The 13,692-nt window shown below is 40.7% G+C and carries 13 protein-coding genes; 7 read left to right on the top strand and 6 right to left on the bottom strand.

What is annotated here, in order from left to right; genetic code table 11:
- Positions 1-87: 87 nt before the first annotated feature.
- Entirely contained in the window at positions 88-2,292 is a 2,205-nt protein-coding gene (locus tag DWA30_RS11435) for a phage tail-like protein (protein WP_114492675.1), read from the bottom strand.
- Positions 2,293-2,650: 358 nt separating this feature from the next.
- Between DWA30_RS11435 and DWA30_RS11430 the strand changes: the two genes are divergently transcribed.
- Genes DWA30_RS11430 through hemL form a run of 3 tightly spaced genes read left to right on the top strand, consistent with a single transcriptional unit; the run spans position 2,651 to position 5,632 of the window.
- Entirely contained in the window at positions 2,651-3,493 is an 843-nt protein-coding gene (locus DWA30_RS11430; RefSeq protein WP_245933904.1) for a 1-aminocyclopropane-1-carboxylate deaminase/D-cysteine desulfhydrase, read from the top strand.
- 1 nt (position 3,494) lies between these two features.
- Positions 3,495-4,337: a glucosaminidase domain-containing protein gene (locus DWA30_RS11425; protein WP_114492673.1), complete on the top strand. Its 843-nt coding sequence runs from the start codon at positions 3,495-3,497 to the stop codon at positions 4,335-4,337.
- Between the two features lie 5 nt (positions 4,338-4,342).
- Positions 4,343-5,632 carry a glutamate-1-semialdehyde 2,1-aminomutase gene (gene hemL, locus DWA30_RS11420; RefSeq protein WP_114492672.1) on the top strand — a complete coding sequence of 430 codons (1,290 nt, stop codon included), beginning with the start codon at positions 4,343-4,345 and terminating at the stop codon, positions 5,630-5,632.
- A gap of 46 nt (positions 5,633-5,678) precedes the next feature.
- Here the strand turns inward: hemL and DWA30_RS11415 are convergent, their stop codons facing one another.
- The 3 genes from DWA30_RS11415 to DWA30_RS11405 form a co-directional block, all read right to left on the bottom strand.
- Positions 5,679-6,029: a hypothetical protein gene (locus DWA30_RS11415; protein ID WP_114492671.1), complete on the bottom strand. Its 351-nt coding sequence runs from the start codon at positions 6,027-6,029 to the stop codon at positions 5,679-5,681.
- A 75-nt stretch (positions 6,030-6,104) separates the two neighbouring features.
- Positions 6,105-6,533: a hypothetical protein gene (locus DWA30_RS11410; RefSeq protein WP_114492670.1), complete on the bottom strand. Its 429-nt coding sequence runs from the start codon at positions 6,531-6,533 to the stop codon at positions 6,105-6,107.
- A gap of 115 nt (positions 6,534-6,648) precedes the next feature.
- Positions 6,649-7,932 (bottom strand): fibronectin type III domain-containing protein, encoded by a 1,284-nt coding sequence (locus DWA30_RS11405; protein WP_114492669.1) that lies wholly within the window; start codon positions 7,930-7,932, stop codon positions 6,649-6,651.
- A 177-nt stretch (positions 7,933-8,109) separates the two neighbouring features.
- Here DWA30_RS11405 and DWA30_RS11400 point away from each other — a divergent pair, with 177 nt between their 5' ends.
- Positions 8,110-9,411 (top strand): prenyltransferase/squalene oxidase repeat-containing protein, encoded by a 1,302-nt coding sequence (locus DWA30_RS11400; RefSeq protein ID WP_114492668.1) that lies wholly within the window; start codon positions 8,110-8,112, stop codon positions 9,409-9,411.
- A 167-nt stretch (positions 9,412-9,578) separates the two neighbouring features.
- Here DWA30_RS11400 and lysS read toward each other — a convergent pair whose 3' ends face one another.
- The gene (gene lysS / locus DWA30_RS11395) at positions 9,579-11,273 is read right to left on the bottom strand and encodes a lysine--tRNA ligase (protein ID WP_114492667.1); all 1,695 of its coding nucleotides are present in this window, start codon (positions 11,271-11,273) and stop codon (positions 9,579-9,581) included.
- A 116-nt stretch (positions 11,274-11,389) separates the two neighbouring features.
- Between lysS and DWA30_RS11390 the strand changes: the two genes are divergently transcribed.
- From DWA30_RS11390 to lipB, 3 genes are read left to right on the top strand one after another with little or no spacing between them, the layout of a single operon-like run.
- Entirely contained in the window at positions 11,390-11,548 is a 159-nt protein-coding gene (locus tag DWA30_RS11390) for a YqaE/Pmp3 family membrane protein (protein ID WP_114492666.1), read from the top strand.
- A 3-nt stretch (positions 11,549-11,551) separates the two neighbouring features.
- The gene (locus DWA30_RS11385; protein ID WP_114492665.1) at positions 11,552-12,292 is read left to right on the top strand and encodes a hypothetical protein; all 741 of its coding nucleotides are present in this window, start codon (positions 11,552-11,554) and stop codon (positions 12,290-12,292) included.
- 3 nt (positions 12,293-12,295) lie between these two features.
- On the top strand, positions 12,296-13,021 hold the full coding sequence (gene lipB, locus DWA30_RS11380) for a lipoyl(octanoyl) transferase LipB (RefSeq protein WP_114492664.1): 726 nt from the start codon (positions 12,296-12,298) through the stop codon (positions 13,019-13,021).
- Here the strand turns inward: lipB and DWA30_RS11375 are convergent.
- Positions 12,998-13,687: a TapB family protein gene (locus tag DWA30_RS11375; RefSeq protein ID WP_136073191.1), complete on the bottom strand. Its 690-nt coding sequence runs from the start codon at positions 13,685-13,687 to the stop codon at positions 12,998-13,000. The two genes, lipB and DWA30_RS11375, sit on opposite strands and share 24 nt — an antisense overlap.
- Positions 13,688-13,692: the final 5 nt, after the last annotated feature.

The raw sequence follows: 13,692 nt of genomic DNA, 5'->3' as shown, positions 1-13,692 counted from the left end.
TATTTCTGAATTAGATAGTTAGGACTGAGTTTTTTGAAAATTTAAGTCAAATGTTATCGAATAGTGTTCATTTTTGAACGAAAAGTGTTATTGATTATTGGTTGAAAAAACATGTAACTCGGGGTTGTATGGTCTTACTTCATTCGAGATCAAAGTTTCTGGAGAAATCGATCTTGGGGCATTTGGAAAACGAAGACTACTGTAATTAGAAATTTCACCCGAAGTTCTATTAACCTCGTCCTTACGATTTGCAACTATGTGCCACGAAAATGCCACATTCGAGTTTCCATTTTGTAATTCCTTTACCGTAAAACCATTTTTGGATTTATTCGTTACGAACACACCATTACAATCACCCTCTAATTGTATAAACACTTTTAACGGATGCTGGCTGTCCACCACAATGTTATTAGAAAAAATAGGATCAATTGCAATCGTTGCTGTTCCATTTACTAAGGTACCGGTTCCATAATCTTCAAATAACACTTCGGGAGCCTCAGGAGCAAACATGATCTTCTGTTCACCGTCTCTTCCGTCACCGTCAACGATGGTCGACACCGTTCCGTTTCCAATGATCTTGTAATTAGCGCCGCCAACTCTGGCACCTGCATATGCATAAGATGAATTACTGCTTGACCCTCCGCTATAGAAATAGCCCCCATAATATACATTTTGAGTACCAATAGGAGTTGTTGCATTACTTACATAACCTGCTAACATCGCTCTAGGGTCTCTAGCATCTGCATTTACGGCATCGCTAGTGTAATTGCTTTGGAATCGTGCAGCCTCCATAGTTCCAATACTAGTAATAGGTCCTTCGGAAAGACCATAGAACGATAGTTCGGTCGCGTTGCTATTTACGCCAACGTTAAGTATCTGATTGGTAGAAATAGATGTTGTACTTCCTGAAACAGCGCGTAGCGCCATATTTGACCGAGAGGACGGATTCTTATCAGCTACTGCAAGAACACCATTAGCGCCATTTCCACCCGATCCCCAAGCTTGAATTCCTCCAATCAAGAAGGATCCGCCGGTATATGCAGTAGTCGTATAGGCTCCATGCGAATTGGCTGAATACCCATAAACGCCTAGCCCGGTTCCGGTGTTCTCACCGCGTAACCCAATCCCTGAGCCGCTATCTACGCCATATACGGCCCCACCATTGCTAGAAGTTTCACTAATTAAACCAAACGCGAACGGCGCGTTATTAATACGTACAGATGCATTGGTATATGGCGCATTTCCAATACCGATGTTTCCGGCAGCAATAATTCTCATTCGTTCAGTATCTGTAGTTCGTAAAACAAGGTCTGTGGCATCTGTGGTTCCTAGAAATTCATTACTCGGATTCGTGCCTGCATTTCCTTCTAGTGACCAGTCACGCCCATTGGTACCTCCCATAGCAACCCATTTAGAACCATCCCAGTAATAAAACCCCGGTAATACTTCAGTACTGCCTGTGCTTGCGTTTGCCGTATTGTACACCAACAATCCAGTTGCCGGTGATGTGATAGGGCTGGCCGAATTGGTCGCAGTTAAAGCAACACGATTTATAAGTATACCTTTATTGGTATTCGCTAATTCTAATTGTGAGCTTGTATTAGGAGTATTCGTGCCAAACCCTACATTGTTGTTCGCTCCATCTATAAAGAAAGCATTAGCATCTCCACTAGTAGCAAACCTAGCGTTTAGGTCTACACCTGTACCGTTAACCACCAACTCGTCATTCGCAGTTTCTTTTAAAGATAGGAATTCGAGACCACCGGCCGAGAAGTCTAATTGATCGTTCGTTCCTCTAAAGATACCTGTATCGGTATCAATTCCCCAGGATAAAAATGGAGTACTCGCAGATCCCGGACTGAATGCACGTAACAGTCCGCTGTTTGTGATCTCTAGACGTTCTGTGTTGTTGGTGCGAAACCGAAGAGCCGTATTGTCGGTGGTTCCAATAAAATCGGTGGCAGGGTTTGTTCCTACGTTTCCTCCTTCTTTCCAGTCTTTACTGTTAAATGGAATCCATACACTACCACTCCAGTAATGGAATCCTACGCCGGTTGAAACATTCGTATTGTAGACCAATAGCCCTTCTGTTGCGCCTCCCGTAATAGGAGCGATAGAGTTCAAATTTGTGATATTCACCTTTGGCAATAGAATACCTTTGTTTGTGCTTACAATGTCTAAAATTGAGCCGGCTTGGGGCGAAGTTGTGCCAATACCCACTTGTGCTTGTAAAGTAAACACCGTTATTATTGTCAAGAATAATAAAATTTGGTTGCGTAGTGTTCTTTTCATAATCTTTCTGTTAGGATATTTCCTACAATATTATAATAAATAATCGTTAAAAGACTATAATAATCGATGAAATACATCAAAATTTAACAAAAAACAAAATTAAATGTTAAAAAAATGGATTTTCTTGTTCGAACTTTTGGTGAAGTTTGTTCAAAGGTCTCCAATGAACATTGTGTAAACTCACTTAATTTTACATTAAATGGCTAAATATATTTTCATTTCTGCTTATTATTTAGAAATTTGGACCCTATAACCAAGCATGCACACATCCACTTCTAATTTTTTTAAAGCGCCTTATGTTTCTGATAGACAGTTGGTTTCGTTAAAACCGTATGTTGAATCAACAATAAGGTTGGATATGTTACGAGAAGATAGGATCCATCCAATTATTTCGGGGAACAAGTTCAGAAAGCTAAAGTACAATTTACAATATGTGCTTCAGAAGAAATTAGAAGGACTTATTACCTTTGGTGGGGCATATTCTAACCACATAGCTGCCACGGCTGCTGCAGGTCAATTAATGAAGATAAAGACCATTGGGATTATTCGTGGAGCCGAACTTAAAGACAGTTATGCTACTAATTCGACCCTAAAATTCGCTTCCCAATGCGGTATGAAATTACACTTTGTAGATCGAGCTGCCTATAAATTAAAAGATACCGCTCAATTATTTGATGATCTTGCGGTATCACCAAAAAAATATCACGTACTTCCGGAAGGCGGAACGAATGAACTCGCCATAAAAGGATGCGAAGAAATATTGCAACCACAGGACGCACAATACGATTATATTTGTGCTTCCGTAGGAACCGGAGGCACCATAGCAGGTTTGATAAATGCAGCACTACCGCATCAACAACTGATCGGATTTTCAGCATTAAAAGGAAACTTTCAGAAGAAAACAATAGAAGAATTTTCAGAAAAGAACAATTATACCATAACCGATGCTTATTCTTTTGGAGGGTATGCTAAAATAGATCGCGAATTAATTCGTTTTATGAATGAATTCAAAAAAAATACCGGAATACAGTTGGATCCGATTTATACAGCTAAGATGATGTACGGCATTATAGATCAAATTAAAAACGGTTTATTTTCTGAAAATAGCTGTATTTTAGCCGTTCATACCGGAGGCCTACAAGGAATTACCGGAATGAATACCGTTCTAAAAAACAAAAATTTACCGCAAATCGAAAGTTAACATGCTTACAAGAAGTTTTACCATCCTCTTATTATGCCTTATTATTGCTAGTAGTTGTACTTCAAAAAAACGAACCGTTACTTCTAGACAAAACACCAAAAAAGAACGTGTAGTTCGTACCAATCCGCCTAAAAAAACAGATAAGGAAGAGGCTGAGTCCACACCGTCAACAACCGATAGCCCTGGACCGGATGCACCTTACAAAGATGTAGTTGCCCATTATATAGATACGTATAGTGGTATTGCTATGGAAGAAATGTTGCAGTACGGGATCCCCGCTAGTATTACACTTGCACAAGGGATCTTGGAAAGTGGTGCCGGACGTGGTGAGCTTACCCGAAAAGCGAATAACCACTTTGGAATTAAGTGCCATCGAGAGTGGACAGGTGAACGGGTGTATCACGACGACGACGAATTGCAGGAGTGTTTCAGAAAATATATAGATCCGAAATACTCGTTTCGCGACCATTCCTTATTTCTAACACAACGCAGTAGATATCAAGATCTATTTACGTTAAAAAAAGACGATTATAAAGGCTGGGCAAAGGGGTTGCGCAAAGCTGGTTATGCGACAGATCCGAAATATCCGGATAAACTTATTAGCATCATTGAACGCTACGGTCTCACCAAATATGATCAACAAGTACTAGGAACCACTTTAAGTGTTACTAAGCCCGATAGTACAAAAATTGGCACACATACCGTTAAGAAGGGGGATACCTTATATGCCATTGCCCGTCGTTTCAATTTAACAGTAGAAACATTAAAAGAATTTAACGGTTTAACATCTAATACCATTTCTGTAGGACAAGTGTTATATTTGCACCCTGTAAAAAATCAATAACATTTATGATCTATAAGAGAAGTAGTGCTTTATTTTCTGAAGCACAAAAAGTTATTCCCGGTGGCGTAAATTCTCCGGTGCGTGCATTTAATGCCGTTGGTGGAGATCCAATCTTTGTGAAACACGCCAAAGGTGCTTATCTCTACGATGAAGACGGAAATACATTGATCGATTACATTAATTCATGGGGTCCTATGATCTTGGGTCATGCATTCCCACCGGTCGTAGAAGCAGTGATCCAACGTGCCAAACTGGGCACTTCTTACGGAATGCCCACTCAACTTGAGACCGAAATTGCAGCACTCGCTGTGAAAATGGTACCTAATATTGATAAAATTCGATTCGTCAACAGCGGGACAGAGGCCTGTATGAGCGCTGTTCGTCTGGCACGCGGTTTTACTAAACGAGACAAGATCATCAAATTTGCAGGATGTTATCACGGTCACAGCGACTCCTTCTTGATACAAGCAGGTAGTGGTGCAGTTACTTTTGGAACCCCCAACAGTCCGGGAGTTACCAAAGGGACAGCCAAAGATACACTCTTAGCCGACTATAATGATTTAGCTAGTGTAAAAGCGCTAATAGAAGCTAATCCAAACGAGATTGCTTGTATCATTTTAGAGCCTGTAGCAGGGAATATGGGTTGTATTCCACCGGCAGACGGATTCCTTCAAGGATTGCGTGAACTCTGCGATAACAACGATATCTTACTTATTTTTGATGAAGTAATGACCGGTTTCCGATTAGCAAAAGGAGGCGTACAAGAATTGTACAAGGTAAATGCCGATATTGTTACCTTCGGAAAGGTGATTGGTGGCGGTTTACCTGTAGGTGCTTTTGCTGCCAGGGAAGAAATAATGAATTATCTCGCACCCCTAGGTCCGGTATATCAAGCAGGCACATTAAGTGGTAATCCGTTAGCAATGGCAGCAGGTTTGGCTATGTTGACCGAATTAGATACCAATCCGAGTATATTTGATTCACTTCAGAAGAAAACAGCATACTTACACACCGGCATAGCTGAAGCATTAACTGAACACGAGATCACTCATACCATAAATCGGGTAGGCTCTATGATTTCGGTACATTTTTCTGAAACAGCTGTAACCGATTTTAAAACAGCGGCCTTGGCGAATAATAAACAGTTTAAGGATTTCTTCCATGGAATGCTTTCTGAAGGGATTTACATTGCACCAAGCGCATTCGAGACTTGGTTCTTAACCGACGCACTCACCTACGAAGATCTAGATAAGACCATCGAGGCCTGCCGTAAGGTTGCTAAAAAATTGGCATAAAAAAACCTTCCGTTGTGCGGAAGGCTTTTTTATTCGATCTATATAATTATTGCTTTTGAAGGCTTTGCCATTTCTTAAATTGAGCATCGCTTAGTGCAGACTTAACATTTCGTGTTAATTGCTCATCGATTTCTTTTTTGCTCGCAGCAACGGTAGGATTGCTTACATCCTTACCTTTAACACGTTTGTTATAGCTTGTTTCTTTTACGACGTATGCTCTAAAAAGTGTTCTTTGCTGATCTCCTGTTAAATCAAGAGTCTCCGATAGATCGGCAACTGTCTTCTTTGCGATTACTTCCGGTCTGTCTTGATCTCGAGATAAGCTTTGCGCTGAGGTTGTTTGAACTCCTAGAGCCATTACAAATACTAACGCTATTACTTTTACTAAATTTTTCATCGTTTTTAATTTAATTATAGGTCACTAAAATAACCATTTTAGTTTCAATTAACCAAAAAGCACGCCAAAAATTAGTTATCCTCTAGATTTTTTTCGACGCATGACCTTCTTGTTTTGTGATCGCTTGCTCTTTTCCCATTTTTCGTACTGTACTTCACTTAAAATGTCCTTCATTTTTTGTTTCATTTCAAGCTGTTTATCTAGACCGTCTGATCTAAGTTCGAAACGTTGGGCCGTTGAAAGTGTTTCATAGTTTACATTAGTGCGTTCTTTACGCAATAACAGCATTTCGAGAATTATTGGTTGAACCTGTTGTTGTTGTGCTTCGGAAAGATCCAAGTGTAAAGCCAACTTCTTAGTACGTAAGGCAGCTTGTTGTTCAGGAGAGAATTCGTTCATGCGCTGTTTACGTTCCTTCCGAAGTTCTTTTTTGTTAGATTCCGGTTGTTGTGACCAAGCAGTAAAACCTATGAGTAGTACCGCTAAAAATATCCAGTTTTTCATAATTCCAATTTTTAGGATGAATATATGGTAGGACTAGTTTCATTATCTTAGGTTTAATTACGTATAAAAAAACCGCTCAAACTGAGCGGTTTTCTATTTTGGATTACGATTGGTATTATTCCGGTTGTTCTATTTCTTGCAAATATTCCATCAACATGGTCAACGCTTCTTCGTGCACTACAGTGCGCCCCAACTGTGGCATTCTATATCCGGGTATGGTAGCCGAAAAACGCGCTTCGATACTAAATCGCTTGTCGTAGATCTTAGTGTCTGCATAAGGTGTTTCTAATCTAAAATCCATATCGAATTCTGGTGGCACACTACTTCCAGGACGGTGGCAATGCGCACAGTTAATATCAATATAAGCACGTCCACGTTCAAAAATGTCAAAATTCACATCGTCCGTCCAATCCGGAAGTACACTAACACTACTTGGATCACCAAGACCTTCTAAGAGTCCATTGGCGATAAAGAATTCTAACTGATTTTGTCCGGTATACGACGGCGTAAAATTCATACTCCTTAGTTTCATTCCAATAGGAAAGGTTTGTCCATTGTTATTGTGGCACGTAAAACAGTCTTGCTTCGAAGGAATAAGATAATCTACTTCTTGAGTGTCGCCGTTACTGTCTATATAGCTTATTGGAATTTCATTTCCGGCTTCTGTATAGGTAGCTTCGGTTTGTGTATCGTTCCAAATGTAATTTCCGGCTTGCCACGAACCTTCGATCTTCAAAAACACCCTTGTTTCAATGATCTGTTTACCCAGACTCGGATTGGTGTCGTCAAGATTGTAGTAAAAGGTCTTGGCGATAAGCGTTTCATCCGGGAAGTCTGGTAACAAGTCATTACCGTTATATTGTAAAGCGGTTCCTTCAGGCAGCTTAATAAGTCTTTGTTTAGTAGTATAATCTGTAAATAGCGTACTGTTTAACTCGTACAGTTGTACCCCATTGGCAGGTGTTAGGTCGGATAACGCACCCGTAAAGATCTCCATTTGAGAGAGCGAGTCTCTAAACCCGAATGGCGCTTCTGAAGTTGTTGGGTTTACGGTGTTGCTAAACGCAGAGCTGTTTCCGGCAGCGTCGAAAGCTTTTACACTAAATGCATACGTCGTTTCCTCGGTAAGTCCGGTAATAGTGAGCGTCGTGGTCGACACATTGGTTTGTATTTCTACTCCGTCTTGAAAGACGCTATACCCCGTGACTGCCACATTATCGGTAGCCGCATCCCAACTTAGATCAACGGTGGTTTCAGTGATATTAGAAGCCGTAAGATTTTGTGGAGCAGAGGGGGGTTGGATGTCATCATCGTCTATGGGGTCGTAATCATCGTCACCGCCACAAGAAACCATTAAAATACTCAGCAACAGCGAGAGACAGAAAGCAATCTTCTTCATTTCAACATAAATTAAGAGGCTAAAAATAGCAAAATTCTTGCGAACCTGTTTGGGATTCTTTGTTAAATACTAAACAGTATATACACTTGCCTCAATAAAAGCCCATGCTTCCTCAATCTTGGTTTTTCTCTCTGTCTTTAATGAATAGCTTCGGAAGGAATTTTAAAATCATTTACAATGAAAACAAAAACAATATTGATCGCGATCCCAATGGTATTATTGGGTGCGGTGTATTTGCTTCTTTCTGAAACAAAGTCTTATGCCGAAACAAAACGAACCTTACAACCAACTGATGGTTGCGTATTTATGACCGTAATGGGAGAGCAGTCTTCCGAAGACTTTAATGTATACAAAACAGACACCAATGTCCAGTTGTCAGTTCGCGACGGACTTGCCTGGCTTTCCGAAGCACAACTTGAAAATGGTGGATATGGGGCCGGTAGTCATCACGCACAGAATATTCGCGACCCTCATGCTGTAAAAGCCGATCCTGCAACTACTGCCATGGTTGCGATGGCATTTCTTCGCAGTGGTACGACCTTACAAAAAGGCGTTCATGCCAAAAACCTAAAGAATGCCATTTCATATTTGTTAGATACCGTAGAGGCTGCAAATCCCAATGACCCATATATTACGCAAGTTCGAGGAACGCAGATACAAACAAAGTTAGGTCAGAATATCGACGCTGTATTGGCTGCTCAGTTCTTGTCCAGTTTACTAGACCGAGATCTAAGAGGCGTAGATAAGAAGCGCGTAGAAGACTGTTTAAATATTTGTGTCGCCAAGATCGAACAAGCCACCGATGCAACAGGCAGACAAACCGGAGCCGGTTGGGCTGGCGTATTACAAAGTGGACTAGCAAACAGTGCATTAGAATCTGCGCAATCGGTTGGAGCTTTGGTAGATGAGGAGGTGTTAGATCGTGCACGCGCTTATCAAAAAAGCAATTATGATAACGAGTCGGGTAACGTAAAAACCGACGACGGAGCAGGGGTTATGTTGTACGCAGTAAGTGGAAGTGTTCGCGCAGGCGCAAAAGAAGCACGTCAAGCCGAAGAAGTCGTGAATAAAGCCAAACAAGACGGGAAATTGGATAAGGATGCGAATGTTTCCGTAGCCAATTTAAGAAAAGCCGGTATGAGTGAAGCAGAGGCTATGGAGTATACAACTTCATTTAATGTATATACAGCTGCAAAAGATGTAGCACAGCGCGAAGATGTGTTGAGCGGATTTGGAAATAATGGAGGTGAAGAATTTCTGAGCTTTTTACAGACCGGTGAATCTTTAGTTGTGAATAAAGACAAGGATTGGAAAAAATGGTACGATGATATGAGCGGTCGCATTTTAAAAATACAAAATAACGATGGAAGCTGGAACGGTCATCACTGTATTACCAGTCCGGTGTTTTGTACGGCCACCAGTGTTCTGTTACTCACAGTCGAAAACGATGTAGCGTATCTAAGCAAGATTGGTTCTTAAAAGTTAGGTTGGTGGAAAAACATCGCTTGCAGTTTCCAAGTTAATAGTTGGACCACCTATGCCAAAGGGTAGGAATACTGTGAGCGGTGTTTATAAAAAAAAGCGACTCAACTATGAGTCGCTTTTTACCGTTTTTTGGTTGCTCGTTTAGCACATACTAGCATTTACTATACGGCGGTTACGAACAATCCGTCCTCCGTTTTTTCGACTTTAGCCAATTTGTTCTTGGTTAACCCCTTAATTGCTTTGTCCCATTTTTTATTACTTAAACCGCTAGATTTTTTCAGCACTTCTAGTTCCATTTTATCTCCTGTATCTGCTTTTAGGATCTTAAAGACGGCTTTTTCTTCTTCTGTCATTGCAACTGCCTTTTTCTCTGGTTTCATTTGCGGGAAGAACAATACCTCTTGAATGGACGGATTATTGGTGAGATACATTATGAGTCGATCCATCCCAATACCCATACCGCTGGTAGGTGGCATTCCGTATTCGAGGGCGCGAAGAAAATCATGATCAATAAACATGGCTTCATCGTCTCCTTTTTCGGCAAGTTTTAATTGTGCCTCAAAGCGTTCGCGTTGGTCGATAGGATCGTTGAGTTCGCTGTAAGCATTAGCTATCTCTTTTCCGCAGACCATAAGTTCGAAACGTTCTGTCAGTTCCGGGTTGTCACGATGTTCTTTACACAGCGGACTCATCTCTTTGGGATAATCGGTGATAAAGGTTGGTTGTATAAAATTACCTTCACATTTTTCACCGAAGATTTCATCGATCAATTTTCCTTTTCCCATGGTGTCATCTACAGCAACACCAAGATTTTCGGCCGCGGTACGAATCTCCTCTTCAGTTTTATCGGTTATATCGAATCCGGTAAACTTTTGAATGGCTTGGGCCATAGTTACACGCGGATACGGTGCTTTAAAATCAACAGTATGTTCACCAAAAGTTGCTTGTGTGGTTCCGTTTACCTCTTTCGCACAATATTCGAGTAGGTTTTCACAAAATTCCATCATCCAGTTGTAGTCTTTATAGGCCACATAGATTTCCATCGCTGTAAATTCAGGATTATGGGTGCGATCCATTCCTTCATTTCGAAAGTTCTTGCTAAACTCATAGACGCCATCGAATCCCCCAACGATTAACCGTTTCAGGTATAATTCATTTGCGATCCGCATATACAATGGGATGTCTAATGAATTGTGATGTGTAACAAAAGGTCTTGCAGCTGCACCTCCCGGAATTGGTTGTAAGATGGGTGTTTCTACTTCAAAATAACCTCGCTCATTAAAGAATGTACGCATGGCGTTAAACAACTTTGTACGCTTTATGAATACTTCTTTCACATGAGGATTTACTACTAAGTCGGCATATCGTTGTCGGTAGCGTTGTTCCGGATCTGTAAAGGCATCGTGTACCTTTCCTTCAGAATCAACTCTAGGTTGTGGAAGTGGTTTCAAGGCTTTCGATAGTAAAGTAAAATCTTTAACCAGTACTGTTTTCTCACCCACTTGGGTTGTAAACAATTCTCCTTCTATACCAATAAAATCGCCAATGTCGAGCAACTTTTTGTAAATATCGTTGTACTTGCTTTTGTCTTCACCGGTACAGATCTCATCACGATTAAAGTATACTTGAATTCGTCCTTTAGCATCTTGTAACTCTGCAAAAGAAGCTTTTCCTTGAATTCGACGCGACATTAAACGCCCTGCAATTACCACCTTTTTTCCTTCGGAAAAATCTTGTTTTATTTCTTCGCTGGTAGTAGTTACGGGATAAAGGTCTGCCGGATACGGATTGATTCCTAAATTCTGTAATTGTGTACGTTTTTCTCTACGTATGAGTTCGAGTTCTGAAAGTTGCATAGAATGTCTTGAAAATAAGCTGCAAAGATAAGCACAATGTAGGTCTTAATCAATAGGTGTAACAAAAGGAATTTTAGTTCTACCAATACCTTGAATAATAATTGTAAATTTGTATTATGAGTTTTTGGAGAGTATTGCTTTCTATTTTGTTTCCACCTTTAGCAGTTATCGACAAAGGCTGTGGTTCTATTTTAATTGTATTAATTTTGACCGTTTGTGGGTGGATTCCCGGAGTTATTGCAGCTCTCATTATTTTAAATAACCCTAAAAACTAAGATATGTATACACGTTTACTTGTACTATTTGTTGCAGCTGTTACCATGATAAGTTGCCAGTTTAGCGAGACCATGGTGTTAAACGAGGATGGAACCGGTCGTATGACCATAGGAATGGATGTGAGTGAAATGATGGCATTTAGTGGAGAATTCGCCAAGGATTCAACTATGGTAAAAACCGACACCACAGTTGCCTTTCGAGATATTTTAATCGAAAAGAAGGATAGTATCGCAAAACTTCCAAAGGCAGAGCAAGAACGTCTCAAGGCCATGGAAAATTATAATGTAAGAGTTTTGGCAGATCCCGAAACCGACCTTATGATAATGAGTGTGTTCACCGACTTCAAAAATGTTTCCGAAGCCAACGACTTAATGAAGGCCTTTGAGCAAGGAGAAGGACTAATGCCTAGTACACAAGATGTGACTTCCGAATCTAACAACAGTTCAGAATCAGATCTAATTGGCGTGCGATATTCATATACCGACGGGACTTTTACTCGTGATTCGTATATCAAGGATGAAGAAAAACACCGTAAACAAATAGATAGCTTGAAGGAAGCAGAAGCTTTTATGTCGGGAATGAAGTACAATTTAAAATATACCTTTCCGAAGCGCATTAAATCATCCTCTATCGAAGATGCTACCTTCTCACTTGATGGAAAGACCATAGAAGTAGAACGAACTTTCCTAGCGTATTTTAAGAACCCAGATGTCCTCGACCTCGTTGTCGAATTAGAAGAATAGTGTGTGAATAAGCGAATTGAAATAGAAGATCTAGGGTTAAAAGACTATAAACTTACGTGGGACTACCAAGAACAATTGTTCAAAGCCATTGTCGACACTAAGATCAAGAACCGAAGAGAAGATGCTGGGTTGGCCACGACCAACCACTTTCTGTTTGTAGAACATCCACATGTCTATACCTTGGGTAAAAGTGGCGACCTTTCTAACTTATTGGTTTCCGAAGAAAAATTAAAAGAGATCAACGCTAATTTTTACAAGATTAATCGGGGAGGCGATATAACATATCACGGACCGGGACAGATCGTGGGCTACCCTATATTGGATCTTGAGAATTTCTTTACCGATATACACAAATACTTGCGTTTGCTAGAAGAAATGATCATTAGGACGCTTGCAGAATACGGGCTAAAAGCAGAGCGGTCTAAAGGTGAAACAGGGGTTTGGTTAGATGTAGGGACCCCCTTTGCAAGAAAAATTTGTGCAATGGGCGTACGTGCAAGTCGATGGGTTACCATGCACGGATTTGCATTAAACGTGAATGCAGATCTAGGGTATTTCGATCATATGATTCCATGCGGAATTAAAGGGAAGGCCGTTACATCGCTTAATGTGGAACTCGCCCAAGCAGTCATTCCCTTGGACGAGGTAAAAGCCAAATTACGCAAACATTTTGCGCAATTATTTGAGGCAGAACTTATTGAAAAATCACTCGCTGAAGGCGGTCAATAAACTTTTACTGGTTACTTTACCGCGTTTGTTATAATCCACTTGCTTTACCATTCCTACCCCTTCGGCAATCCATTGTAGTGCGGTACCGCGTTGTCCCATGCCCATCTTGGTTTCGACCGTATACCTTATAACGTAGCAGTCGAAAGTCCCGGCAGGAGTAGTAACAGTTTCTTGGCCGGTCACTTCTCTATCGGTAATAGCAACATTCATATTCATATTGATCCCCGCCATATTGATTTTCATTTGTAGATCGGCGTCAGGAAGCGATTGTCCAACGGAAAGTGAATTTGGGATCTCCAGATTAGAGCCAGTTACCTCATAATCCATATCGCCAAACTGTTCCATCATTTGCGGACTAATCATCGATTTGAAATCGATCGCAATCTTGTCATCTACACAGGTGATGTCGTATGTGGTTTCGGCTAATTCTTCGTTATCTTCATCTTTAATTTGGCTGCTCATAGTAGCTACTAGTGCATCGCCCGTATCTCGAACTTCTTCTACCGTATAGGTTACTACCGCTGCCACTCGGTCTTTCCTGTCATAAGATGTTATTTCTGCGGTGGCACCTTCGGTAAACGGATAGTACACACTACAGGAATTTTGAGCGATCATGATTAAAGATGTGGAAAGAAGTAAAATGAAAGTTACAATTAGATTTTTCATCAGAT

It is taken from the genome of Candidatus Ulvibacter alkanivorans (assembly GCF_003333325.1).
Lineage (GTDB): Bacteria > Bacteroidota > Bacteroidia > Flavobacteriales > Flavobacteriaceae > Ulvibacter_A > Ulvibacter_A alkanivorans.
The sequence above is the reverse complement of the archived record's forward strand: the minus strand, read 5'-3'. Positions and strand labels throughout refer to the sequence as shown.